The sequence below is a fragment of the Pseudomonas sp. AC355 genome (genome assembly GCF_979258205.1).
On the sequence record NZ_OZ409843.1, the window covers coordinates 1,267,026 to 1,292,760 of the forward strand.

The 25,735-nt window shown below is 63.5% G+C and carries 21 protein-coding genes and 1 pseudogene; 17 read left to right on the forward strand and 5 right to left on the reverse strand.

The features are described 5' to 3' along the window. Positions 1 to 20: 20 nt before the first annotated feature. The 4 genes from ACZ0AI_RS06040 to ACZ0AI_RS06055 all read right to left on the reverse strand — a co-directional run bounded on the left by ACZ0AI_RS06040 (position 21) and on the right by ACZ0AI_RS06055 (position 4,470). Positions 21 to 1,439 (reverse strand): ABC transporter substrate-binding protein, encoded by a 1,419-nt coding sequence (locus ACZ0AI_RS06040; protein WP_463564989.1) that lies wholly within the window; start codon positions 1,437 to 1,439, stop codon positions 21 to 23. Between the two features lie 180 nt (positions 1,440 to 1,619). After that, entirely contained in the window at positions 1,620 to 1,865 is a 246-nt protein-coding gene (locus ACZ0AI_RS06045; protein WP_042552539.1) for a 4Fe-4S dicluster domain-containing protein, read from the reverse strand. 128 nt (positions 1,866 to 1,993) lie between these two features. Next, positions 1,994 to 3,718 (reverse strand): fumarate reductase/succinate dehydrogenase flavoprotein subunit, encoded by a 1,725-nt coding sequence (locus tag ACZ0AI_RS06050; protein ID WP_463566059.1) that lies wholly within the window; start codon positions 3,716 to 3,718, stop codon positions 1,994 to 1,996. 2 nt (positions 3,719 to 3,720) lie between these two features. Further along, on the reverse strand, positions 3,721 to 4,470 hold the full coding sequence (locus ACZ0AI_RS06055) for a GntR family transcriptional regulator (RefSeq protein ID WP_463564990.1): 750 nt from the start codon (positions 4,468 to 4,470) through the stop codon (positions 3,721 to 3,723). 223 nt (positions 4,471 to 4,693) lie between these two features. On the opposite strand from ACZ0AI_RS06055, the gene ACZ0AI_RS06060 reads away from it, so the two are divergent. The 12 genes and pseudogenes from ACZ0AI_RS06060 (at position 4,694) to ACZ0AI_RS06115 (ending at position 18,700) form a co-directional block, all read left to right on the forward strand. Then, a complete protein-coding gene (locus ACZ0AI_RS06060; RefSeq protein ID WP_463564991.1) occupies positions 4,694 to 5,587 on the forward strand; it encodes a LysR family transcriptional regulator in 894 nt (297 codons plus the stop codon). A gap of 442 nt (positions 5,588 to 6,029) precedes the next feature. Continuing rightward, positions 6,030 to 7,229: an acyl-CoA dehydrogenase family protein gene (locus ACZ0AI_RS06065; protein ID WP_463564992.1), complete on the forward strand. Its 1,200-nt coding sequence runs from the start codon at positions 6,030 to 6,032 to the stop codon at positions 7,227 to 7,229. Next, complete coding sequence (locus tag ACZ0AI_RS06070) at positions 7,226 to 8,176, forward strand: D-isomer specific 2-hydroxyacid dehydrogenase family protein (protein ID WP_463564993.1); 951 nt, start codon at positions 7,226 to 7,228, stop codon at positions 8,174 to 8,176. The genes ACZ0AI_RS06065 and ACZ0AI_RS06070 overlap by 4 nt, the downstream gene beginning before the upstream one ends. A 31-nt stretch (positions 8,177 to 8,207) precedes the next feature. After that, a complete protein-coding gene (locus ACZ0AI_RS06075; RefSeq protein WP_463564994.1) occupies positions 8,208 to 9,002 on the forward strand; it encodes a class II aldolase/adducin family protein in 795 nt (264 codons plus the stop codon). 85 nt (positions 9,003 to 9,087) lie between these two features. Beyond that, positions 9,088 to 9,843 (forward strand): annotated as a pseudogene (locus ACZ0AI_RS06080) (ABC transporter permease); the annotation flags it as partial. 3 nt (positions 9,844 to 9,846) lie between these two features. Beyond that, on the forward strand, positions 9,847 to 10,641 hold the full coding sequence (locus ACZ0AI_RS06085) for an ABC transporter ATP-binding protein (protein ID WP_463564995.1): 795 nt from the start codon (positions 9,847 to 9,849) through the stop codon (positions 10,639 to 10,641). A gap of 15 nt (positions 10,642 to 10,656) precedes the next feature. After that, the gene (locus ACZ0AI_RS06090; protein WP_463564996.1) at positions 10,657 to 10,788 is read left to right on the forward strand and encodes a hypothetical protein; all 132 of its coding nucleotides are present in this window, start codon (positions 10,657 to 10,659) and stop codon (positions 10,786 to 10,788) included. Between the two features lie 205 nt (positions 10,789 to 10,993). After that, positions 10,994 to 13,501 (forward strand): TonB-dependent receptor plug domain-containing protein, encoded by a 2,508-nt coding sequence (locus tag ACZ0AI_RS06095; RefSeq protein ID WP_463564997.1) that lies wholly within the window; start codon positions 10,994 to 10,996, stop codon positions 13,499 to 13,501. A gap of 87 nt (positions 13,502 to 13,588) precedes the next feature. Continuing rightward, entirely contained in the window at positions 13,589 to 15,217 is a 1,629-nt protein-coding gene (locus tag ACZ0AI_RS06100) for an ABC transporter substrate-binding protein (RefSeq protein WP_463564998.1), read from the forward strand. Continuing rightward, positions 15,214 to 16,164 (forward strand): ABC transporter permease, encoded by a 951-nt coding sequence (locus ACZ0AI_RS06105; protein WP_463564999.1) that lies wholly within the window; start codon positions 15,214 to 15,216, stop codon positions 16,162 to 16,164. Before ACZ0AI_RS06100 ends, ACZ0AI_RS06105 begins: the two co-directional genes overlap by 4 nt. A 2-nt stretch (positions 16,165 to 16,166) precedes the next feature. Further along, positions 16,167 to 17,069, forward strand: coding sequence for an ABC transporter permease (locus ACZ0AI_RS06110; protein ID WP_463565000.1), 903 nt, complete (start codon positions 16,167 to 16,169; stop codon positions 17,067 to 17,069). Further along, positions 17,066 to 18,700 (forward strand): dipeptide ABC transporter ATP-binding protein, encoded by a 1,635-nt coding sequence (locus ACZ0AI_RS06115; protein ID WP_463565001.1) that lies wholly within the window; start codon positions 17,066 to 17,068, stop codon positions 18,698 to 18,700. Before ACZ0AI_RS06110 ends, ACZ0AI_RS06115 begins: the two co-directional genes overlap by 4 nt. Positions 18,701 to 19,112: 412 nt before the next feature. Here the strand turns inward: ACZ0AI_RS06115 and ACZ0AI_RS06120 are convergent, their stop codons facing one another. After that, positions 19,113 to 20,435 (reverse strand): LLM class flavin-dependent oxidoreductase, encoded by a 1,323-nt coding sequence (locus tag ACZ0AI_RS06120; RefSeq protein WP_463565002.1) that lies wholly within the window; start codon positions 20,433 to 20,435, stop codon positions 19,113 to 19,115. Positions 20,436 to 20,795: 360 nt separating this feature from the next. Between ACZ0AI_RS06120 and ACZ0AI_RS06125 the strand changes: the two genes are divergently transcribed. The 5 genes from ACZ0AI_RS06125 to ACZ0AI_RS06145 all read left to right on the forward strand — a co-directional run bounded on the left by ACZ0AI_RS06125 (position 20,796) and on the right by ACZ0AI_RS06145 (position 25,711). After that, complete coding sequence (locus ACZ0AI_RS06125; RefSeq protein ID WP_463565003.1) at positions 20,796 to 20,975, forward strand: hypothetical protein; 180 nt, start codon at positions 20,796 to 20,798, stop codon at positions 20,973 to 20,975. Positions 20,976 to 20,987: 12 nt separating this feature from the next. Next, entirely contained in the window at positions 20,988 to 21,971 is a 984-nt protein-coding gene (locus ACZ0AI_RS06130; RefSeq protein ID WP_463565004.1) for an ABC transporter substrate-binding protein, read from the forward strand. Between the two features lie 19 nt (positions 21,972 to 21,990). Continuing rightward, a complete protein-coding gene (locus tag ACZ0AI_RS06135) occupies positions 21,991 to 23,325 on the forward strand; it encodes an LLM class flavin-dependent oxidoreductase (RefSeq protein ID WP_463565005.1) in 1,335 nt (444 codons plus the stop codon). A gap of 67 nt (positions 23,326 to 23,392) precedes the next feature. Further along, complete coding sequence (locus tag ACZ0AI_RS06140; RefSeq protein WP_463565006.1) at positions 23,393 to 24,499, forward strand: LLM class flavin-dependent oxidoreductase; 1,107 nt, start codon at positions 23,393 to 23,395, stop codon at positions 24,497 to 24,499. 15 nt (positions 24,500 to 24,514) lie between these two features. Next, positions 24,515 to 25,711 carry an alpha-hydroxy acid oxidase gene (locus ACZ0AI_RS06145; RefSeq protein WP_463565007.1) on the forward strand — a complete coding sequence of 399 codons (1,197 nt, stop codon included), beginning with the start codon at positions 24,515 to 24,517 and terminating at the stop codon, positions 25,709 to 25,711. Positions 25,712 to 25,735 lie beyond the last annotated feature (24 nt).

Consider the following 25,735-nt stretch of genomic DNA (forward strand, 5'->3'; position numbering starts at 1 on the left):
GGCATGGCGCAGCGGGCCGATCAGCGTGCGGCTACCAGGCGCTGGTTGGCGCTGCCGAAGTCCAGCGCTTCACCACCTTGAGCCTTGGCATAGGCTTCAGCCTGGCCCTTGAGCAGGAAGGCATTGAGTTCGCCCTTGCCGTTGCGTACGAACCAGGCCTGGTTGGCCAGCAGCTTGATGCCGCTGTCGCTGGCCTGGGCGTAGATGGCACGGATGTCCTTGCCCTCCTCCTCGAGCTGCGCCAGCGCCTTGAAGGCCGCTTCTGGCGAGGCGTAGTGGCGTACCTTGCTTTCACCGCGCACCCAGATCTGCGCCACGCGCTTGAAATCGGTGATCGGCTGGCCGGTCACGGCATCATTGGCTTTCAGCGGCAACTGCGCGTAATTGGCCAGCGCTTGCCCGTAATCACGACCTTCGGCCTTGAAGGCAGCCTTGATGTATTGATCGTCGACGAATTGCTCGACGTTCAGACCTTTGTCGGTCTTCTTCAGCAACTTGAGGGTTTCGATGGAGGTGGTGACTGCCTGGCGGTACTCGGGCTTCCAGGTCAGGTCGCGGGTCTGCAAACCGAGTGGGCCGTGGAACAGGTAATTCACCTCGGCCTCGATACCGGTGACCTTCTCGATCAGCTCGCTATACTTCTCCGGCTCGGCTGCGAACAGGCGATCCGCTTCCAGGCCGGCGCGCAGGTAAGCGGTGACCACTTCCGGGTACTTCTTGGCGTAGTCGGCATCCACCAGCGCTCCATGGAAGGTGGGTGCCTCCGCCTGGGAGCCGTCGTAGATCTTGCGAGCGAAGCCACGGTTGGGGAACAGTTCGGCGAACGGCACGAAGTCGGCGTGGGCCTCGATGCGGTTGCTGCGCAGCGCCGAGCCAGCGATTTCCGGCGCCTGGGCGATGATGCGCACGTCTTTATGCGGATCCCAGCCCTGGGCAGCGACCGCACGCAACAGCATGCCGTGGGCGGTGGACGCGAACGGCACGGAAATGGTCTTGCCCTTGAGTTCGGCCAGCGATTGCACGCTGGAGGATGCCGGCACCACGATGCCGTTGCCGCTGCCCTTGGTGCTGCCCGACAACACGGTGATGAACAGGCTCTGCTTGCCGGCATCGCGGTGGGCCACACCGTTGAACGAACCGGGGAAGTCAGCCATGGCGCCAAAGTCGAGCTTGCCGGCGACCATTTCGTTGGTCAGGGGCGCGCCGCTGGTGAAGTTCTTCCACTCCACTTCGTACTTGGCGTCCTTGTACTTGCCATCGCGCGGCAGGTACTTGTCGAGCAGGCCGAGCTCGCGGATCAGCAACCCGCCGGTGGCGCAGTTGATGGTGGTGTCCTGGGTGCCGATGGCGATACGAATCGGCTCCTGGTTGGATTGCGCTTGGGCAGTAATGCTGCCGATGGCCAGCGCGAGGCCGACCAGAGTGGTACGCAAGTGCATGGGTGTCTCCCCTCGAATCAATAGGTATTGGAATCGTCTCCGCCAGCCGGTCGGTGGTGGGAAACGAGGGGTGTGGTATCAGGCGTCCGGTGGTTGGCCGGATGGCGTGTTGCTTTTTCTTATGTTTGGTTGCGCGTCATAGCCTGGGTTGAGCGCAGCGATACCCAAGTGAATGGCAATTCAGCGCAGCAAATAAGGGATCTCGACGCGCACCGCGTCGGTCGGGCAATCCTTCTCGCACGGCATGCAGTACCAGCACTCGTCAAAGGCCATGTAGGCCTTCTGGGTCGCCGGGTTGATCGCCAGCAAGTCCATCGGGCAGACGTCGACGCACACGGTGCAGCCCTTGTGGGCGATGCACTTGTCTTCGTCGATGGTCACGGGCGCATTGCTGCGGAACAGGATTTCCTGGGGCTGGAAGGCCATATCACGGTGTCCTCGGAGCCTGTGGCTCTCGTGTTTTTCTAGGATGTAGGGTGGGCACACGGCAATCCGCTTCAGCCCACCGGGAAAGCACAGCGTGATGCCACTTGGTGGGCTAAAGCCCACCCTGCTCAGGCCGCCTCGGTCTTCACCCGCAGGCGGTTGTAGGCCTGCTGCTCTTCATCATCCAGGGCGATCAGGTACGGCTCGACCGGTTTCTTGAAGCTGACCATCTGGCCGTGTTCGTCCTTTTTCAGGTGGCAGTGCACGAACCATTCGGCGTCATTGCGCTGCGGGTGATCGACCCGGTGGTGATACAGGCCCCAGCGGCTTTCCTTGCGAAACAGCGAGGCGCGGGCGGCCATCTCGGCGCAGTCGCGGATCACGCTGACTTCCATGGCGCGCATCAGTTCGTGGGCGTTGTTGGCTTTCAACTCGCTCAAATCCGCCTCGATGGCGGCGAAACGCTGCAGGCCGATCTCCATCTTCTTGGTGACCTTGGGCGGCTGCAGGTAATCGTTGACGAAGCGGCGCAGCTTGTACTCCACCTGCGCCGGCGGCAGACCGTGCTCGCGGTTCAGCGGCGCGTAGACCCGCGCCCGCTCGGCGTCGATCTGCGCCTGATCCAATGCGCTTTGGTCGCGCTCGGCAACGAAGTCGGCAGCGTTGTTGCCCGCGAACCAGCCGTACGTGAAGGCGCCGAGCATGTAGTTGTGCGGCACCGCTGCCATGTCTCCGGCCGAATACAGGCCCTTGACCGAGGTTTCCGCCCGCTCGTTGACCCACACGCCAGACGCGCTGTGGCCACTGCAGAAGCCGATCTCGGAGATGTGCATCTCGACCATGCTGGAGCGGTAGTCGGTGCCACGCCCGGCATGGAACTGGCCGCGGCTGGGGCGCTCGTTGCTATGCAGGATTTCCTCGATGTTCTGGATGGTTTCCTCGGCCAGGTGATCGAGTTTGAGGAACACCGGGCCGTTGCCGCCTTCGAGCTCCTGATGGAACTCCCACATCATCTGGCCGCTCCAGTAATCGCACTCGATGAAGCGCTCGCCCTTGTTGTTGGCGGTATAACCACCCAGCGGGCCGGTCACGTAAGCGCAGGCCGGGCCGTTGTAATCCTTGATCAGCGGGTTGATCTGGAAGCACTCCAGATTGGCCAGCTCGGCACCGGCGTGATAGGCCATTGCGTAACCGTCGCCCGCATTGGTCGGGTTCTCGTAGGTACCCATTAGGTACCCGGAAGACGGCAGCCCGAGACGTCCGGCCGCGCCGCAGCAGAGAATCACCGCCTTGGCCTTGATCACGTGGAAATCGGCGGTGCGGCAATCGAAACCCATCAGGCCGTTGACCGCACCGTCGGCATCGGTCAGCAGGCGTGTGGCCACCAGGCGATTGGTGATGTCCACCCGGGCGCGCTTGAGCTGGCGATACAGCACCTTCTTGATGTCGTGCCCTTCGGGCATCGGCAGCACGTAGGCGCCCATGTGATGCACCTTCTTCACCGCGTAGTCGCCGGTTTCATCCTTCTCGAACTTCACGCCCCAGCGGTCGAGCTGCTCGATAGTTTCGAAACTGTGGGTGGCATAGGCGTACACGGTGGCCTGATTGACGATGCCGTCATTGGCCACGGTGATTTCCTTGGTGTACTGCTCGGGCGTGGCGTGGCCGGGCACGATGGCATTGTTGAGGCCATCCATGCCCATGCTGATCGCCCCGCTGCGCTTGACGTTGGCCTTGTCGACCAGCAGCACGCGCAACGCCTTGTTGCGTTCCTTGGCCTTGATCGCGGCCATGGGGCCGGCGGTACCACCGCCGATGATGACGATGTCGTATTCCTGTTCCAGGGTATTGATGCTCATGGCTGCGCGCCCTTCTGTCGGTCGATGCGCAGGCGATACTGGAAAGCATCGCCACGGTAATAGAGGTGTTCGAAATCCAGCGGTGTGCCATCGGCGGTGTGGGTCAGGCGCTCGATGCGCATGATCGGCGAGCCCTCCTCCACGGCCAGTGCCTGGGTTAGGTCGCTATCGGCAAGCACCGCGTCGATGGCCAGATCCGCATGGCCCAGGGCGATGCCGCAGTCGTTTTCGAGGATCAGGAAAATGTCCCGCGTGACGAGATCGGCTTTCTCCAGCTTCTCGCCCACGGCATGGGGCAGCCAGGTGATCTCCAGGGAAATCGGCTCGCGGTTGATCAGCCGCACCCGGCGGATTTCCGTAACGGTGCTGCCCTCCGCCACCTGCAGGCGCTCGGCAACCAATGCCGACGCCGGAACGTGGCGCAGGCTGCGCAACTTGTTGAGCACCTCGTAGCCCATCTGCTTCATCGATTCGCCCAGGCCCTGCAGGGTGCTGACGTTCTGGAACGCCTTGGGCTTGGCCACGAAGGTGCCCTTGCCATGGATCTTGAAGATCAGCCCTTCCTTCTGCAGGTCCCCCAGCGCCTGGCGCACGGTGATGCGGCTGACGCCGTAGGTCTGGCCCAGTTCGTTCTCCGACGGCATGCGGCGGTGCGGCGCATAGGTGCCGTCGAGAATGCGCGAGCGCAGCAACTCCTTGAGCTGGCTGTACAGGGGAACGGGCGAAAGCGGTATGAGCTGAGACATGTGAATCCTTTTTGATCAACTTGTCATAACAAGTAGTGACGAGAAAATAGCGAATAACCGCGCTGATCTGAAATACGATTAAGAAATAAGCTTATGGCGGAGAATCTCAACGATCCGGATCGCTGCCGAATACTCACGAAAAGGAAAAGGCCGTGCCCAAAGCGGTCAAAGATGATTATTCTATCGAGGCATTTTTCCTGCCCTTAATATGTGAGTACCTGAGATGAAAATCGATGACATGGATGCATTTGTTGCCGTCATCCGCTGTCAATCGACCAAGCAGGCTGCCGATGCGCTGCAACTGACGCAGCCGGCGATCACCCGCCGCGTGCAGAATTTCGAAGAAGACCTGGGCGCCAATCTGCTCGACCGTAATACCAAGCCACTCAAGCCAACGCCCATGGGTCTGCGCGTGTACGACCAGTGCAAGGCGATCCTGCGTGAGATCGACTCGCTGCGTGAACTGGTCGCCAGCGATGGCTCGCCCAGCGGGGCACTGCGTTTGGGCGTACCGCAAACCATCAGCGACGTGGTGCTGCTCGACGCCCTGCAGCAGATTCGCGAGACCTTCCCGGAACTCAAGACCCAGGTCATCAACGGCTGGGGCAGCAGCCTGATCGCGCGCATGGAAAACGGTGAGCTGGATGCCGCCGCGGTGCTCTTCCCGGCCGGCAAGATCTTCCCCGAAGGCATTGCCAGCCGCTCCATCGGCCGCATGCCGCTGCTGGTGGTGGCCGCCAAGGGCGCGATGCGCAAGCGCAGTTGCAAGCTCAAGGACTGCTACCAGCAGGGCTGGGTGCTCAACCCCGATGGCTGTGGCTTCCGCGCCGGCCTGCAGCGCGCGCTGTCCGAACAGGGCCTGTCGTTGCAGATCAATCTGGAAACCTTCGGTACCGAACTGCAACTGGGCCTGGTCGCCAGCGGCATGGGTTTCGGCCTGGTACCCGCGCCCCTGCTCGAGCGCAGCGGGCACCGCGAGCAACTGGACGTGATCAACGTCGGCGACTTCAAGCCGATGATCGATCTCTGGCTGCTGCACCCGCAGTACCTGGGCAACCTGCAGGACGCCGTGAACCTGTTCAGCGATGTGGCTGCAGAGCGCTTGCGGTCGCAATAGCGCCGAGTTGGTAGCGACGCCATTCCCGGGCCACTATCGCCCCCGGGTGTCGCCCGGGCTACGGGCGTTGAGCCGAGCCCGTATTTCCCCCATCCCCGTAGCCTGGGTTGAGCGCAGCGATACCCAGGAGCAGTGTGCGCAGCCAATGATCGGCAGAAGCGTTCCCTCAGCCTTTGAAAACGGCATGACCTGAAAGCGACCGGGAAGACCATGACTGGCGCCCGTCAACAATTCGGCAGCCATCTCGAACACTTACAAAATTCTATAAACGCATAACAGCAAAACTGTTAATTCAGAAAAGCTGATAATTAGCTTAGAACCAAAAAGCCTTTTACAGCGCAAAGCTATAAGAATACGGTCTCATCCAGGCCACCTCATCACCCTGGGGCGCTCAGAAATCAAACAGGCATTGCCTGCCATCTGCGCCAGTGATGAGAGACCCATGACGCAAGCCGCCGACACCCTCACCTTCCCCACTCACCGCGCATCCCCGGAGCGCGACGAGATCCGCTTCGCCCGCCTGCTCGATGAAATCACCGCGACCCTGGCCGCTAGCGCCCCGCGTTACGATCGCAGTGGCGAATTCCCGGCCGAGAACTTCGCTCTGCTGCAGCGCCACGGCCTGCTGGGGTTGACGGTGCCGAAGACGCTGGGTGGCGGTGGCGCCGATCTGCCTACCGCGCGGCGGGTGATCAGCGCGGTGGCCAAGGGCGAACCCTCGACGGCACTGATTCTGGTGATGCAGTACCTGCAGCACTTCCGCCTGCAGCAGAACCTCAACTGGCCCGAGCATCTGCGTCGCCAAGTGGGTATCAATGCGGTAGAGAACGGCGCGCTGATCAACGCCTTTCGCGTCGAACCCGAACTCGGCACGCCGGCGCGCGGCGGTCTGCCAGCGACGACTGCCCGACGTACCAGCGAAGGCTGGCGCCTGAGCGGCCGCAAGATCTATTCGACTGGCAGCCACGGCCTGACCTGGTACCTGGTGTGGGCACGCAGTGACGATGCCGACCCGCTGGTTGGCGTTTACCTGGTACATCGCGACACCCCCGGCATTCGTATCGTCGAGGACTGGGACCACTTGGGCATGCGCGCCACCTGCAGCCATGAAGTGCAGCTCGACGACGTGCTGATCCCCCTCGATCACGCAGTAAGCGTCAGCCCCTGGAGCGCACCCAAGCCGGAACTGGATGGCGAAGGCATGCTGTGGATGTCGGTACTATTGCCAGCCATCTACGATGGCGTCGCCCAGGCGGCGCGGGACTGGCTGGTGGGCTTTCTCGAACAACGTACCCCCTCCAACCTCGGTGCGCCGCTATCGAGTCTGCAGCGCTTTCAGGAGATCGTCGGGCGCATCGATACCCTGCTGTTCGCCAACCGCACCCTGCTCGATTCGGCTGCCGCAGGCCAGGTCGAGGCAGCGCACGCCGGACAGATCAAGCAACTGGTGAGCAGCAACGCCATCCGTGCTGTGGAGCTCGCCATCGAGGCATCCGGCAACCCGGGGCTGTCACGCAAGAACCCGCTGGAGCGGCATTTCCGTGACGTGCTGTGCAGCCGCATCCATACCCCGCAGGACGACGTGGCGCTCAGCGCTGTCGGCCGTAGCGCCTTCGCCCAGGCACGGGAGTCAGCGCAATGAGCCAGACCATCGTCAGCCAGCTGGATGCCGAGACCAACGCCTATCTGCGCGAACGCCTGCCGCAACAGCGCATCGTCGAAATCCCCTTTGGCCCGGAAGGCCTGGCGCAGACTCCCGCTGACGCCAGCACGCTGATCGTGCGGCCCATCAACGTGCGCGGCGTCGAACTCAAGGACGCGCCAGCCGGCTGGCCGTGGTCATTGCAGTGGGTGCAACTGGCCTCTTCCGGTATCGATTTCTACCCGCACTGGCTGTTCGACGTAGAGCAGGTCGCCAGCGCCAAGGGTGCCAACGCCAACCACGTTGCCGAATTCGCCCTGGCGGCGATCTTCAGCGTGGCCAAGCAGCTTCCGGACATCTGGGTAAACAACGACGATTGGCACTTCACCTACCTGCAGCCGGTCAAGGGCGCGACGCTGGGTATCCTGGGCCTCGGCTCGATTGGCCAGAGCCTGGCGCACAAGGCGCTGGCCCTGGGCATGCGCGTCATCGCTCTGGGTCGCCCAGGACACGCCATTGCCGAGATCCCTGGCATCGAGGCCGCCCGCGACATCCACCACCTGTTCGCCGAAGCCGACCACCTGGTGGTGGTTGCGCCGCTGACCGCGGATACCCGCCACCTGCTCGACCGCGACGTGCTGGGCAGCGCCAAACCCGGCCTGCACCTGATCAACCTGGCTCGTGGTGGCCTGCTCGATCACAACGCCCTGCTCGAGGCGCTGGACAACGGCAGCATCGGCCGCGCCACCCTGGATGTCACCGACCCCGAGCCGCTGCCGAACGATCACCCGCTGTACCTGCATCCGCGGGTACGTATTTCACCCCACACCAGTGCCCTGTCCACCAATGGCAAACGCAAGTTCGTCGACGATTTCGTCGCCAACTTCCAGCGTTTCCAGACGGCAGCGCCATTGGAAAACCTCGTCGATATCGAACGCGGTTACTGAACAGACTGCCCACCAGGGCCTGGAGATTGCCATGAGTTCACTCGCTACCCTGCACAGCATTCCTTCCGTCCAGGAGCGCGTCAGCCCTGAAGAATGGGAAGTGCGCATCAAGCTGGCTGCCGCCTACCAGTTGGCGGCACTGTTTCGCTGGACGGATCATATCTACACGCACTTCTCCGCCCGCGTGCCGGGGCCGGATGAACACTTTCTGATCAACGCCTTCGGCCTGTTGTTCGATGAGATCACCGCGTCCAATCTGGTCAAGGTGGATGTCGACGGCACCATCATCGACGACCCGCTGAACCTGGGTATCAACCAGGCCGGTTACGTGATCCACAGCGCCATCCACCGCGCGCGCCCGGATCTGCAGGCCGTGCTGCACACCCATACCCGCGACGGCGCAGCGGTATCCGCCCAGCGCGGCGGGCTGCTGCCGCTCTCGCAGCATGCCCTGGGCTTCTACAGCCGCGTGAAGTACCACGACTACGAAGGCGTGGCGCTGGATCTGGACGAGCAGGAGCGCCTGGTTGCCGACCTCGGAGACAGCAACATCTTCATCCTGCGCAACCACGGCCTGCTCACCGGCGGCATCAGCGTCGAACATGCGTTCCGCGAGCTGCATGGGCTGGAACGCGCCTGCAACATCCAGATCGCCGCCCAGGCCGGCGGCAATGCCGACCTGCTGCATGCGCCCGCCGAAGCCATCGAGAAGGTTCGCCAGCAATCGGCGCGTTTTTCCGATGGCAAGGGGCCGGGCATCAAGCTGCACTGGGACGCGCTGATTCGCCAGCTCGAGCGGGCTTCAGGCCAGAGCTACAAGCACTGATCAGCGGGAGACCCTCATGACCGACGCCAGCACCATCACCGTCAGCCGCACGGTACAGCCCGCTCGCCGCAGCAAATCGACCACGCCGGATTTCGTCCTGCGCCTGATCAGCCCTGTGGCCATTTTGCTGCTCTGGGAAATCGCCTCGCGGGCCGGACTGATTCCAGCCCGAGTGATCGCCGCCCCCAGCGAAATCAGCGGCACCCTCTGGGAATTGACGCGCAGCGGCGAACTGCTGCGCCACCTGCTGGTGTCCCTGCAGCGGGCCGTGACCGGCCTCGGTATCGGCGTGGCGATCGGCGTTACCGCAGCGCTGATTACCGGCCTGTCGAAACGTGGTGAAATCGCCCTCGATTCGCCCATGCAGATGCTGCGTACCATTCCGTCTCTGGCCCTGGTGCCGCTGTTCATCCTGTGGTTCGGCATTGGCGAATTCACCAAGGTGGCGCTGATCGTCATGGGCACCACCTTTCCGATCTACCTCAACCTGTTCGCCGGTATCCGCAACATCGACCCGAAGCTGATCGAGGCGGCCAATACCCTTGGCCTGAACCGCCGCGAACTGATCTGGCATGTGATCCTGCCCGGCGCCCTGCCCTCGTTCTTTGTCGGCCTGCGTTATTCCCTGGGCATCTCCTGGCTGGCTCTGGTGTTCGTCGAGCAGATCAACACCACCGCCGGTATCGGCTTCCTGGCCAGCGATGCCCGCGACTTCATGCGCACCGACGTGATCGTCATCTGCCTGCTGATCTACAGCCTGCTGGGTCTGCTCATCGACGGCCTGATTCGCACCCTGGAACGCCTGGCTCTGGCCTGGCGCCCCTCGTTCATAAGGACCTGAAGCATGAATGCGCACAGCAAGATCGACTACTCGCCGGCCGTCAGCCTGCGCGGCGTGGTGCGCCAGTTCGGCGACAACCGGGTGATCGATGAACTGAACCTGGATATCGCCCCCGGCGAGTTCGTCGCCCTGCTCGGTGCCAGCGGTTCCGGCAAGACCACCCTGCTGCGCTCCCTGGCCGGCCTCGATCCCATCGACGGCGGCGAGCTGATCGCCCCGCAAGCCCGCGCTGCGGTATTTCAGGAGCCGCGGCTGATGCCCTGGAAGCGCGCTTGGAAGAACGTCACCCTCGGCCTGCGCGTATCCAACCCCAAGGAACGTGCCATCCAGGCACTGACCGAAGTGGGCCTGGCCCATCGCCTGGAAGCTTTTCCCGCCACCCTGTCCGGCGGTGAATCGCAGCGCGTGGCATTGGCTCGCAGCCTGGTTCGCGAGCCCAAACTGCTGCTGCTCGACGAACCCTTCGCCGCCCTCGATGCGCTGACCCGCATCCGCATGCACCGCCTGATCATCGACCTGTGGCAGAAGCACACACCAGCCGTGCTGCTGGTCACCCATGATGTCGACGAAGCCATTCTGCTCGCCGACCGCATCATCGTGCTGCAGGACGGGCGCATCGCCGAAGCGCTGCGCGTCGACCTGGGCCGCCCACGTGACAACGGCCAGGCCGGTTTCAACGATATCCGCACGCGCCTGCTGGCACTGCTCGGCGTGGAAAAGGACGACCCGGACAGCATCGGCCGGGATCACAACCCCTTCATTGCGTCGGGCTACCCGCTCAGCGCCATTGCCATCTAGGGCAGGAAGCCAATCATGAAACGCTATCTTTCCCGCCTCGCCAGTCGCCTGCTCGACAACCTGCATGGCGACAGCGCCAGCACCCTGATCGGCTGGCCGGGTGTGCCGCCAGCAGACAGCGGCGAGCGAATGTGTCGCCCGCACTGATCGTCTAACCGGATAGCTCACCGGACAGACCCCGCAAGACCTCGAGCGATCTACCACCGCCTTGTCGCTCCCCACCACGCCCATAAGACGCGCACGTGAAAACAGGCGCGTCAGGGTTTCGTGCGCCTCGCGCACGGTGGTGGACACCTTTTCGGACGACGCCGCATTGGCCGTCGCCGCAGCCTTTCAGACAGGGATAAGCGCCATGGCAAGACCTTTTTCCACTTCACGGCTGCGCCACCTGCGCAGCGCCCCAGCCCGTGCCGGGCTGACCTTCTCGGTGCTCTCACTGGCCTGCCTGCTGGCGCCCGGCGTGCAGGCGCAGAGCAGCGAAACACGCCTGGAGACTGTCAACGTGATCTCCACCGGTGTCCGTGGGCAGCAACGCACGGTGGCCGACAGCCCAACGCCAATCGACATCATCAACAGCGAGCAACTGCTCAAGACAGGGCGCGCCGAGCTCTCCGAGGCGATTTCCAAGCTGCTGCCGTCGTTCAACTTCGGCACCAACATCGCCGGGGTCAACTCCTCGATCCGCCCGCTGAGCAACCGTGGCCTCGGCCCCGCCTATACGCTGGTACTGGTCAACGGCAAACGCCGTCATAACGGCGCTGCACCCGCCAATGGCAGCACCGATAACAGCGGCGCGAACGCCGTAGACATCGATCAGATCCCGGTCAGTGCCGTCTCGCATATCGAAGTACTCAAAGACAGCGCCGCGGCCCAATACGGTTCGGACGCCGTCGCCGGGGTGATCAATATCATCCTCAAGGGCAATACCTCTGGCGGCCATGTCGAGACCAGCTACGGGAAACTCTTCTCCGGCCAGGGCGAAACCATTAAAACCGCCGCCGACCACGGCTTTGCCCTGGGCACCGAAGGGGGCTTCGTGCACCTTTCCGCAGATGCTCGCAAGCGCGGGACGGCAACCTGGGTCGGGAAGTCGCCGAGCACCGTGCAAGCCTATTTCGAGCCTGAGCGTCAGGCGGCCTGGGATCGAGTAAGCACCAAGAATGGCGACCCCGATCTGAAGGCCTTCAACCTGGCTTACAACGCCGAGCTGCCATTGGCCGATGATCTGAAGCTGTATTCGTATGCGACCTACGGCGAGCGCAAAACCGAGGCGCTGAATCAGTTGCGCACGGCCAGGGGCGCGGCCTCCATCCCCGAACTGTTCCCAGACGGCTACTACCCGCTGAACAACCTCAAGGACACGGATTACCAATTTCTGTTTGGTGGCAAAGGCAACGTGGCGGACTGGGATTGGGATCTGTCCACCACCTACGGCCGCAACAAGATCGAGCACTCCAGCGACCTGACCATCAACCCCACTTACGGCCCCGACTCACCAACCTCGTGGGACGACCTGGCCACCCTGCAGTTCGAGCAGTGGGTCAACAACCTGGACATCACCCGCGCCTTCGACGGCGTATTCGGGCTTGCGGTACCAACCCAGGTATCCGCTGGCCTGGAGCACCGCTGGGAGCGTTTCCAAACCTTCGCGGGCAGCGATCCGCGTGCCTACAGTGTCGGCCCCTACACCTTCCCGGTCGGTAGCCCGTTGAACGGCGCCAATGGCGCGCAGCCATCGGTCGGCGCCCAGGCAGTCGTGGCCATTCGCCCGGAGGATGAAGCCGACGTCAAACGCAACAACCTCGCAGGCTATCTGGATTTCGGCTTCGACCTCAGTGAGCGCTGGTACGTGGGCCTGGCCGGCCGACTCGAGCACTATGACGACATCCAGGAAAACACCTTCAGCTTCAAGCTCAATTCGCGCTACGAATTGACCGATCAGGTAGCACTGCGTGGCACGGTTGGCTCGGGCTTCCGGGCTCCGTCTCTGACTCAACTTGGTTATACCGTTTCCGATAACCGCACCGCTGCAGATGCCAACGGCAACGCAGTCCCTGCCCTGCGCTATACCGCCACGCCGGATAGCGCTCTGGGCCAGGCCCTGGGTGCATCCGACCTGAAGCCGGAAAAGTCGCGCAACCTGGGTTTGGGCGTGACCTGGCAGCCAGCCCCACGCACCAGCTTCACAGCCGACGCCTACCTGATCGACATCGACGACCGCATCGTGCTCAGCGACAACATCGCAGCACCCGGCGGTGGCGTCGGCCCGATCGGCGACATCCTCGAGTCGGCGGGCGTGGCACGCAATACCTGGGTCAGCTACTACACCAACGCGTTCAACACACGTACCCGCGGCATCGACCTGGTAGCGGACCACCGCAGTGAGTTCGGCGCCTGGGGCGATGTGCGCTGGAGCGCCGCCTTCAACTACAACAAAACCACTGTTCGCGATAAGCGAGACAGCCCGTCGTTCTTGCAGAACGCCGGTATCGAAGTGGCCGGGCATGCCTCCGAAGGCCTGGTGGTCGCCGCAACGCCACGCAGTAAATGGGTGCTGGGTGCGAACTGGAGCCTGGGCAACTTCGCCGCCAACCTGCAGACCACTCGCTACGGCAAGGTCGAAACCTGGCAGCAGAACGCCGCCCAGGATCGCACCTTCGAAGCCAAGTGGATCACCGACCTGGATCTCTCCTACCTGCTGTTCGACAGCCTGACGGTCAGCGTTGGCGGCACCAACATCTTCAACGTCAAGCCTGACAACAACGGCATCACTCAGGCGGCTTACAAATACAACTACGGCACCCCGCCGTTCCACCCTGGCGGCGGCTTCTGGTACACCAAACTCGCCTACGACTTCTGACTACAAGGCCGCATTGCCTACGGGCAGTGCGGCCATTTTGCCTGGAATCCCTTGTATGCAATTCATTCAACATAGTGGGAAGACGAGATGAAAAAAAACCGCCTTGCGACGCACCTGCTGGCCTCCTGCGCCCTTGCCCTCAGCCTGGTAGGTTGCTCGCCGTCCACCGACGAGGCTGCCAGCAAAACCCTGAACATCGCCTTCTTCGGCGATAACACCACCCTGGTCAGCGTCGACCCGTTCCAGGTGTACTGGCTGGAGCACCGCGTGCTGCTGCGCAACGTCGCCGAGTCGCTCACCGATCAGGATCCGGACAGCGGCGAGATCATTCCCTGGCTGGCCAAGAGCTGGGAAATCAGCGATGACGCCCTCAACTACACCTTCACGCTGCGTGACGACGTCACCTTCAGCAACGGCGAACGTTTCGATGCCAAGGCCGTGAAGACTGCCTTCGACAGCAACAAGGCCCTGGCCACCGCGCTTCCCGCCACCTTCGGCGCCACCTACCTGGCAGGCTACGACCACGCCGAAGTGGTCGACGACTTCACCGTCAGGCTGGTGCTGTCGCGGCCGAACGCCGGCTTCCTGCAGGCCACCTCCACCACCAACCTGTCGATCCTCGCGCCGGCCTCCTACGCGCTCAGCGCCAAGGAGCGCTCGCTCGGCAAGATCATCGGCACCGGCCCGTTCGTGCTCGAGCATTACACGCCTGAAGTCGGCGCGAAGCTGGTCAAGCGTCAGGGTTACGCCTGGGCCTCGGCCAACGTGAAGAACCGCGGCGAAGCCCATCTCGATGCCGTGGAAATCAGCTACATCCCCGAGGAAAGCGTACGCAACGGCCTGTTCCTGCAAGGCCAGGCGGACATCCTCTGGCCACGCAACCCGTTCTCCGAAGTGGATCTCAAACTGCTGCAGTCCAAGGGCGCGAGCATCCAGAGCCGCTCCCTGCCAGGCCCTGCGCTGAACCTCTACCCCAACACCCGCGATGAGCGCCTGCTGGCCGACAAACAGGTGCGCCAGGCGCTGCAGAAAGGCATCGACCGCAAGACCTACGCCAGCACCGTGTACAGCGCCGACTTCCCGGTAGTGAAGAGCATCTACGACGTGACCACACCCTACTTCAAGGAGCAGAGCGACAAGTTCGCCTATGACCCGCAGGGTGCCGAACAACTGCTCGACGCGGCGGGATGGAGCAAAGGCGCCGACGGCTATCGCAGCAAGGACGGCAAGCGTCTGAGCCTGAGCTACAACATCCAGGGGGCGGAAACCGCCGGCGACGTGCTGATCCAGGATCAACTGCGCAAGATCGGCATCGAGCTCAAACTGGCCGTGGTCACCCGCGCCGAGTGGACGACCGCAAACGCTCAGGGCAACTATGACCTGACGTCCACCTACATGACCCGCGCCGATCCGATCATCCTGCAGACCATCCTCGATCCGCGTACCGCCAACAGCTCGACCCTGGCCACCAACATCTACGAGCCACAGACGCTGGACAAGGCCAAGGCCCTGTTCGATGCCGGCATCACCGCCACGCGGGCCGAACAACGCGCACAGGCCTATGGCGACCTGCAGGATCTACTGGTCGACGAGGCGTCCGCCTTTCCGATCGCCGAGCGCCTCTGGCAGGCCGCCACGGCGCAACGGGTGAAGAACTTCCGCTGGACCGCCGAGGGCTTCGCGCTGCTCAACGACATCGAGGTCGGTGAACCATGAACCGCTACCTGATCGGCCGGGTCGGCCAGGCGCTGCTGGTGCTATGGGGTGCCTACAGCATCACCTACTTCATCCTCTACCTGCTGCCGGGTGACACCCTGTCGATCATGCTCAGCGCCTCGGGCATGGAGGCCGATGCGCTGTCGCCAGAAGACCTGGCCAAGGCGCAGGCCTACTACGGCCTGGACAAGGGCATTTTCGAGCAGTACTTCAGCCTGCTCTGGGGAGCGATCCAGGGCGACTTCGGGCAATCGCTGTCGCTTAACCGCCCGGTCAGCGAACTGCTCGTCGAGCGCCTGCCGCAGACCCTGTCGCTGGCCGGCCTGGCCATCGTGCTGTCGATGATCGGCGGTATCGGCCTGGCCTACCTGACGGCCTACGTGCGCTGGCAGCCCCTGAAAGTGGCGATGGCGCGCCTGCCTTCCCTGGGCTTCTCGGTGCCGGTGTTCTGGATGGGCCTGCTGCTGATACAGGTGTTCGCCTTCAGCCTTGGCTGGTTCCCGGCCACTGGTAGCCGCGGCTTCGACAGCCTGATCCTGCCAGCCGTGACCCTGGCGATCCCCAGTGCGGCGGTGTACGCCCAGGTACTGCAACGCGGCTTCCAGGGCGTGTGGCAGGAGCCTTACATCGCCACGGCCTATGCCAAGGGCCTGAGCCGCTGGCAGGTGCAGGCCCGCCACGGCTTCAAGAACGCCGCCCTGCCGATCCTCACCCTGATCGGCTTGCAGGTGGGCAACACGGTATCCGGTGCGGTGCTGGTGGAGACCATCTTCGCCCGAAACGGTGTCGGCCGCCTCGCTCAGGAGGCGGTACTGCGCCAGGACATTCCGGTGGTGCTGGCGATCGTCGCCGTGTCGGCCGCCGCCTTCGTGCTGGTGAACCTGATCGTCGACCTGCTCTACCCCTACCTCGATCCGCGCATCGCCCATGCGCCAAAGGTGTCCTGACCATGAATGCCGATAGCCGCCTTTCCTCGTTGTCTAATTCACCGGCCAGCGTGTCGTTGACCTGGCGCCGGCGCAGCCGCCTGCAAAGGGCCACTGCGGCGCTACGCCCGTTGCTGCGCAAACCGGGCTTCAGCCTGGCACTGGCGGTGGTGCTGTTCGCCCTGGTAGCGGCACTGGTGCCGCAACTGCTGACAGGCTTCGATCCCTACGCGACTTCGCCAACGGACAAACTCACCGCGCCCAACGCGCTGCACTGGTTCGGCACCGATGAGCTGGGCCGCGACCTCTACACCCGTATGGTCTACGGCTCCAGCCTGTCGGTACAGGCCGCTTTGCTGGCCGTGGGCATCGCCCTGTTCGGCGGGCTCGGTCTCGGCGTGCTGTCCGGCTTCGCCGGCGGGCGTATCGATGCGGTGATCATGCGTTTCGTCGATGTATTGCTGGCCCTGCCCGGGCTGCTGCTGGCGCTGGCCATCGTCACCGCTATCGGCTTCGGCACCATCCCGGTGGCGATTGCCGTGGGCGTGGGCATCATTCCCGGCTTCGCCCGCACCACCCGCGCCGAAGTGCTACGCGTCAAGACGCTGCCTTACGTCGAGGCCGCACGCCTGGGTGGCGCCAGCGGGGGCCGCACCCTGCTGCGGCACATTCTGCCCAACGCCTGGGGCCCGGTAGCGGTACTCGCCACTCTGGACTTCGGCGCGGCCATCCTGGCCACCGCCGGCCTGTCGTTCCTCGGCTTCAGCGCCGCGCCACCGGCTGCGGAATGGGGCACGCTGATCGCCAACGGTCGCCACTTCCTGATCACCGCACCCTGGGTGTCACTGCTGCCCGGGCTGTTCGTGGTGGCCGTGGTGTTCAGCCTCAACCATATCGCCCGCACCCTCGAGGAGACCCAGCGATGAGCAGCAGCGCACTGATCGACATCCACAACTTGGCCGTCAGCTATCGCTCCGCCGGGCAGATCACCGATGCGGTGAAGAGCCTGTCTTTTTCCGTCGCCCAGGGTGAAACGGTGGCCATCGTCGGGGAATCCGGCTCGGGCAAATCGACCCTGGCCAACGCCATTCTCGGCCTGCTGCCCGACAGCGCCGCGATCACCGCTGGAGAGCTGCACGTCGAGGGCGTCGACCTGACCCACGCCAGCGAGCGGCAAAAGCGCGGCCTGCGTGGGCGAACCATCGGCCTTGTGCCACAGGACCCGATGGTCAGCCTCAACCCGACCCTGCGCATCGGCAAGCAGATCGGCGAAGCGCTGATTCTCGCCCAGGGCCGGCGCTACCCCGGTGTCGATGCCGACGTGATCGAGCTGCTGGGGCAGGTCGGCCTGGACAAGCCGGTGTTGCGCGCCCACCAGTACCCACACGAGCTCTCCGGCGGCATGCGCCAGCGGGTGCTGATCGCCATCGCCCTGGCCGGCAACCCGCGACTGATCATCGCCGACGAGCCGACCAGCGCCCTGGACGTCACCGTACAACGGCGCATCCTCGACCACCTGCAACGCCTGGTCGCCGAGCGTGGCATTTCCCTGCTGATCATCACCCACGACCTGGGCGTGGCCACGGATCGTGCCGATCGCATTCTGGTCATGAAACAGGGCGAGCTGGTCGAACAAGGCCCGCCGAAGCAGATCCTAACGGCGCCTCAACATGATTACACCCGCGCCCTGATCGCCGCTGCACCGGCCTTTTCCAACTGCCGCAAGGTGCGAGCACACGAGCAGACAGCAGCCGATGCAACGCCGATCCTCAGCCTGCACAACGTCGGCAAGCGCTTCGCCCTGCCGCGGGTCAAGGACGAGGACAGCAGCTTCGTGGCACTGGAAGACCTCAGCCTGCAGGTCTACCCCGGCCAGACCCTGGCCATCGTCGGCGAGTCCGGCTCGGGCAAGAGCACCGCGCTGCGTATCGCGTTGGGCCTGGAGAAACCCAGCCAGGGCCGCGTGCTGTTCGAACAGCAGGACATCACCGACCTCAGTTGGCGCGCCTTTCGCCCGCTACGCCAGCGCATGCAACTGGTACAGCAGAATCCCTTCGCTGCCCTCGACCCGCGCTTCACCATCTTCGACAGCATCGTCGAGCCACTGGTGTCTTTCGGCCTGCTCAAGGGGCCGGCACTGGAGCAGGCCGCCCGCGAGCTGATCAGCCGCGTGCACCTTCCGATCAGCTACCTGGATCGCCTGCCCCGCGAGCTCTCCGGCGGCCAGCGCCAGCGCGTCGCCATTGCCCGCGCCCTGGCACTCAAACCCGACCTGTTGCTGCTCGACGAACCGGTCTCGGCACTGGACGTCTCGGTGCAGGCACAGATCCTCGACCTGCTCCTCGAACTGCAACGCGAGCTGGGCATCGCCTACGTGCTGGTGTCCCACGACCTATCCGTGGTGGCCAACGTCGCCGACCAGGTGCTGGTACTGCGCAACGGCAAGATGATCGAGCAAGGCCCGGTAAGCCAGGTGTTCGATCATCCGGCCAGCGACTACACCCGTGAACTGATCGCCGCCATTCCGGGGCGCCATCCGGCCAGTGCGGCGGCCTGACAGCGATGACCCAGGCCTGGCAATGCACCGCCCGACTAATCGTGTAGGAGCCCGCTTGCGGGCGGTGGGTGGTTGCACCACGGATCTTACGAAATGGCTGCAATTGATTCGCCGGCAAGCGGGCTCCTACCGTACTTAGGTGTTCACGAAAGTGGGGGCGATGCCAATCCGGTAGGAGCGTCGACCCGGCGCGAATGCGGTTGTGGCCATTCTGCATAGCTGCGGTGTGGCCAGCATTCGCCGCGGGGGCGCGGCTCCCACAATGCGATCGTGGTCATAGCGAGGAGCCTTGTCGTACCCCCGATTCACCCGCGAGCGAGGCCGACTACAACCCCAAGCAAGGGGCTCTTTGACATAGAACCTCCTACAAGGGTGACAACGCTCTTTTGTCCACCATTGACTAGCGGATTGGCTAACGCTGGTTGCGAGGAATCGCCAGCCCCAGGCTTTCACGCAAGGTGCTGCCTTCGTACTCGCGGCGATAGACCCCACGTTCCTGCAGGATCGGCACCACCTCTTCGGTGAAGCGCCTGAACTGCTCCGGGTGGCCGATGTAGATGTTGAAGCCATCCAGCGCGCGGGCTTCGAACCAGCGGATCATTTCATTGGCCACGGTTTCGGCAGAGCCGACGAAGCCGTTTGGCCTGAGCGTAAGGCCGTTGGCGACCGCCTGACGTAGCGTCCAGCCGTTGCTGACGGCCATGTCGGTGGCGGCCTTGGCGGCGGTGTAGAAGCTGCTGCGGGCAAATTCCAGAGCCTCGACCGGGAACGGGGCATCGAGGTCGTACTGACGGAAGTCATGCCAGCCGAAGGAGCGCCCGAACTCGGCAACGGCCTGTTCGAAGCTGTGGTCGATGTCGTGGTAATGCCGTTCGATCTCGCGGGCCTGCTCGTCGCTATCGCCGATATATATCTGTGCGCCGGGCAGGATGATGATCGCGTCCGGGTCGCGGCCTTGTTGCTGCGCGCGCTCCTTGATGTCGCGGTAGAACGCCTGGCCCTTCTCCACGCTCGGCGCGTGGGTGAACACCACATCGGCGATGCCAGCGCCCAGATCGCGCCCCTGTCGGGAGTCGCCAGCCTGAAAGATCACCGGCTGGCCCTGGGGCGAGCGCTGGATGTTCAGCGGCCCCACCACCGAGAAATGCTCACCCTTGTGATGCAGCGCATGCAGCTTGCTGCGGTCGAGAAACTGGCCGGTTTCGCGGTCACGCGGCAGCGCATCGTCCTCGTAGGACTGCCACAGCTTCTGCACCACCTGCACGTGTTCCAGGGCACGGCCATAGCGGGTGTCGTAATCGTAGTGCTCGTCACGGCCGTAGTTGCCGGCAGTTCCGGCATCACCACTGGTGACCACGTTCCAGCCGGCGCGCCCCTTGCTGATCAGATCCAGCGAGGCCAGTCGGCGGGCAACGTTGAATGGCTCGTTGTAGGAGGTGGTCAGGGTGCCGACCAGGCCGATATGTCGGGTAGTGACGGCCAACGCGGAGAGCAGCGTCAAGGGCTCCAGCCGGTTGAGGTAATGAGGCGGCGAGTCGCGGGTGATGAACTGGCTGTCGACGATGAAGATCAGGTCGAACAGCGCCGCTTCCGCCTGCCGGGCAAGGTCGATGAACCAGTCGATGTTCACGCTGGCGTCCGCGGGAATCGCCGGATCGTGCCAGAGGTTATGCCGCCCTGGCCCGCCGACGCCCATGGGCACCGCACCGAGCTTTATCTGTCGTTTGCTACTCATACAACTCATCCCGAAAGCCTTTTCACAGCCCTCATTAAATACTTATTACTGATATTTAAAAACATATTAGATAAGTAAATTACATAATTAGCTTAGAACCAGAAAGACTTTCACAGGGGTTTATTAGAGAGATAAGGTCAATCCCAGACCGACCCCTTTCCTGGCGGAGGCCGTCTTCCACGACCGATCACCAGGAGCATGCCGTACATGACCGTCTTTTCCAGATTGCGACTGCCTGCCGACCAGCCGGACATCGGCGCCCGCTTCGCGGATACCACGAGCATTTCCTCAGTGCTTGGTGAAAAGCAATTGTGCGCCCCGCGTGGCTCGCAACACACGTGCGGTAATCGGCAACCGACCATGCCCCCTCCCTTCCCAAGCAACCGCCCTGCCCGCCGGCCGATTGGTGCCTACGGCCTGCCCAGCCGCGACTCCTCCAGGAACGAATGGCTGGGTAGCCCAGGCGACATCAACCAGCGCCAGCGCGCGGCAGAAATCATCGGCCTGGCTCGCAGCCAGGCCACAGCCAACACAATCTGAAGGAGACACCTCATGTTGATCCGTACCCTGATCGCCAGCGTACTGGGCGGTAGCCTGCTGATGGGCAGCTACGCCAGCGCGGCAGACCTCGAACCGCTGCGCGTCGCCAACCAGAAATCCACCATCAAACTGCTGCTGCAAGCAGCAGGCGAACTCGATGACGTGCCCTATACCATCGACTTCTCGGAATTTCCCGCTGCTGCTCCGCTCGGCGAAGCGCTGAACGCCGGCGCCGTGGATATCGGCGGCCTGGGCGATGCACCTTACGTATTCGCCTTGGGCGCTGGCGCCCCGCTGAAGGTGGTGGAAATCATCAAGCGTGATGGCCGTTACACCACCTCGATCCTGGTGCCCAAGGACTCACCGCTGAAAACCGTGGCCGACCTCAAGGGCCAGCGCATCGTCACCAATCGCGGCTCCGTCGGCCATTTTCTGGTGATCAAAGCATTGCGTGAAGCCGGCCTGAAAACCTCCGACGTGACCTTCGTCAACCTGCTGCCTACCGATGCCCGTAGTGCTCTGGAAAGCGGCGCCGCGGATGCCTGGTCGACCTGGGATCCCTACACCACCATCGCCATCACCCAGAACGGCGCACGCATCCTGCGCGACAGCGACGAGCTACTGACCAACCACTTCTACCTGGCTGCCACCCAGAACGCCGTCGACGGCAAACGCGTGCAGCTCGAAGACTTCGTCAAACGCGTGGAACGCGCCTTCCTGTGGGCCAACGACAACCACCAGGCCTACGCAGAAGCCCAGGCTCGGGTGACCGGCCTGCCCGTCGCGGTGCACCTGGAGTCCGTCCAGGCAACCATCCACTCGCGTGCCGAGATCACCGATGAGGTGATTAGCAACCTGCAACAAGTCTCCAACATCTACCTGGAAGAAGGGGTACTGACCCGCGCCGTGGATGTGTCACATGGCTTCGACTCCAGCTTCAACGCCGCCCGCGTCGAACAGCCGGGCAAAGCGGTTGCCCAGGCGCAACCTCAGTAAATCGACAGGAGCATTTTCCATGAGCAAACGACAGATCAAACTTGGCGCGATGATTCACGGCGTCGGCCACGGCTGGGGCGAGTGGCGCCACCCGAACGCACTGGCCGATGCCAGCGTCAATTTCGGCTTCTACAAGCAGCAGGCGCAGTTGGCAGAAGGCGCCAAGTTCGACTTCGCCTTCATCGCCGACAGCCTGCACATTCACGCCAAATCCAGCCCTCACTACCTCAACCGCTTCGAGCCGCTGACGGTGCTCTCGGCGCTGGCTGCGGTCACCGAGAACATCGGCCTGGTGGCCACCGTGACGGTGAGCTACACCGAGCCGTTCCAGGTCGCACGCCAGTTCGCCTCGCTGGATCACATCAGCGGTGGGCGTGCCGGATGGAACGTGGTCACCTCATGGCTGTCCGGCACCGCCGACAACTTCGGCAAGGCCGAGCACCCGCCGCATGCCACCCGCTACCGCATCGCCCGCGAGCACGTGAACGTGGTCAAAGGTTTGTGGGATTCCTGGGAAGACGATGCCTTCACCCGCGACAAGCAGAGCGGCGAATTCTTCGACCCGGAAAAACTCCACACCCTCAATCACCAGGGCGAGTTCTTCAAGGTCAAGGGCCCGCTGAACATCCAGCGCTCGCGCCAGGGCCAACCGCTGATCTTCCAGGCAGGCACCTCTGAGGATGGCCGCAACTTCGCCGCGCAGAATGCCGATGCGATTTTCGTCAGCCCGGAATCCTTCAGCGAAGCCCGCGCGTACTACGCGGATCTCAAGCAACGCGCTGCCAAGGCAGGCCGCAACCCGGACGAGCTGTTCATCCTGCCCGGCATACGGCCGATCATCGGCCGCGATGCCGAAGAGGTGGAAAGCCGCTACCAGCAGGCCGTCGAGCTGGTGAGCATCGAAGACGCCATCGTTGCGCTGGGTCGTCCGTTCAACGATTACGACTTCTCCAAACACGATCTGGACGCGCCCTTCCCCGACCTCGGCGACCTGGGCAGCAACAGCCAGAAAGGCGGCTCCGACCGCATCAAGCAGCAGGCCCGCGAAGAGAACCTGACCCTGCGCGAAGTCGCCCTGCACTTCTCGCGCCCGCACCGCGACTTCGTCGGTACTCCGGAAGAGGTCGCCAACGCCCTGCAGGACTGGTTCGAGGACGGCGCCGCGGACGGTTTCATCGTCAACTCGTTGCTGCCTGATGGCCTGCAGTACTTCACCGAGCTCGTGGTGCCCTTGCTGCAGGAGCGCGGCCTGCTGCGCCGCGACTACGAAGGCCAGACCTTGCGCGACAACTTCGGCCTGGCCGTGCCCAGCAACCGCAACACCCTGCGCCGCTTGCAGGGCCAGGTGGCCTGATGGTCGCCCGCCACCGCACTCGCGAAGCGGGTCGGCGGCAGCCCACCCCAATTGAAAGGAGCAACGTATGAGTCTTGAATTTATCGGCCTGATCGGCCCGCAGGAAGGCAGTGAATCGCAAGCGGCCCATGGCCCCGCCGTCGACGTCGAATTCATCAAGGCATTCGCCCAGGCTCAGGAGTACGGTGGCTTCGACAAGGCACTGCTGGCGGTCAACACCAGCGCGGCGGATTCGATGATTCTGGCAAGCTATGTCGCCGCCGTGACCGACAAGCTCGGCCTGCTGGTCGCGCACCGCCCGGGCTTCCAGGCGCCGACCTTCGCCGCCCGGCAGTTCGCCACCCTCGACCACCTCAGCCGTGGCCGTGCCTCGATCAACGTGATCACCGGTGGCGACAGCGGTGACCTGCAGCGCGATGGCGACTTCCTCGACAAGGACGCCCGCTATGCGCGCACCGAGGAGTACCTGGATATCTTCCGCAAGGTCTGGACGAGCACCGAGCCCTTCGATCATCAGGGCAAGCACTACCGCGTGGAAGACAATCTGACCCTGGTCAAGCCAGTCCAGAAACCTCACGTACCGATCTACTTTTCCGGCGCATCCGACGCTGCGGTAGAAGTCGCCGCCAAGCACGCCGACGTGTACATGATGTGGGGCGAGCCGCTGGAGCAGGTTCGTGAACGCATCGCCAAGGTACGCAAGGCTGCGGCCAAGTACGGCCGCGAGAAGCACATCCGCTTCAGCCTGTCGCTGCGGCCGATCCTCGGTGCCACCGAAGATGAAGCCTGGGCGCGTGCCGAGCGCATCCTGGCCGATGCCCGTGAACTGATCCATCTGCGCCAGGGCAAACGTCGCGACAAGGACTTCGGCACCAGCAACTCGGGCTCTTCACGGCTGGTAGAACTGGCGGGCCAACGCAAGGTACACGACAAGCGCCTGTGGACCGAAATCGCCGCACTGAGCGGCGGCGCCGGCAACTCCACATCCTTGGTCGGCACGCCGGATCAGGTCGCCGATGCCGCGCTGGACTACTACAACGCCGGCATCACCACCTTTCTGTTCCGTGGCTTCGAGCAACTGCGCGACGCGGTGGAGTACGGCCAGGATCTGCTGCCACGCATTCGCGCCCTGGTCGAGCAGCAAGGCAGTACGAAGAAAGTCCAGAACGCCTGAGCAGGAATCACCACGATGCCCCCAAGCAGACGCGACACCCTGGGGATGCTCACTGGAGGTGCCGCCCTGTTGGCGGCACATTCGGCATTGGGCTCCGAGCATTCGCCACTCAAAGAAAGCCCACGCCGCGTGAAAGAATCATCGACGCCCCCGCAACCGCCGAAAACCTACAACCTTTTGGAGCTGGAAGCGCTCGCATCAGAGGTCATTCCTCGCCCGGCCTTCGATTACATCGCACGTGGCGCCGGTGACGAGCAGACCTTGCGGGAGAACCGCACGGCTTTCTCCAGAGCCTTCCTCGACCAGCGCATCCTGACCGGCAAGACGGTACACAGCCTGGAAACGCAGATTTTTGGTAGCCGGCTACGTGCCCCCGTGATGGTTTCGGCCATGGCCGCACACGGCCTGGCCCATCCATCGGCAGAGTCGGGCACCGCACAGGGTGCCGCCGCTTACGGCACCCTGCTGGGAGTCAGCACGGTCGCCACCCAGAATCTGGAACAAGTCGCCTCGGCCAGCAGCGGTGACAAGTGGTTCCAGTGCTACCTGACCCGCGACAGCGGCTTCAACCGTGAGCTGCTGCAGCGAGCGCATGCAGCCGGCTACAAGGCCATCGTGCTGACTGCCGACGTTACCGTCGGCGGTAACCGTGAACAGGACAGGCGCAATGAGTTGCGCATGCCGACACCAGGCAACTTCCTCGACAGCAACAACCGTGCGCGTGACATCCAGCGGGTATTCGACAGTGCTATCGGCCTCGATAGCCTGGATTTCGTGCGCAAGCACAGCGGCGGCCTGCCGCTGATCATCAAGGGCGTGACCACCACGGCAGATGCCCGTTCGGTGCTGCAATACGGTGTCGATGCAATCCAGGTTTCCAACCACGGCGGCCGTCAGTTGGACGGCTCACCAGCTGCATTCGACTCATTGCAGCGAGTGGCCGCCGAGGTGCAGGGTCGCGTCCCGCTCATCTTCGACAGTGGCATCCGCCGTGGTCTCGATGTGTTCAAGGCCATCGCCGCCGGCGCTGATCTGGTCGCCGTGGGCCGGCCCGTGCTCTACGGCCTGGCGCTCAATGGCTCGCAAGGGGTGCAGTGGGTGCTCGAACAGCTCGAGCAGGAACTGCGCATCGTCATGCAACTTTCCGGCGCCGCCACCGTTGCCGAAATCCGCACCACGCCTTTGCTGCACACGCCGTTTTTCGACGCATGAAGCGCAGCGCTGTGCACCGCGGCA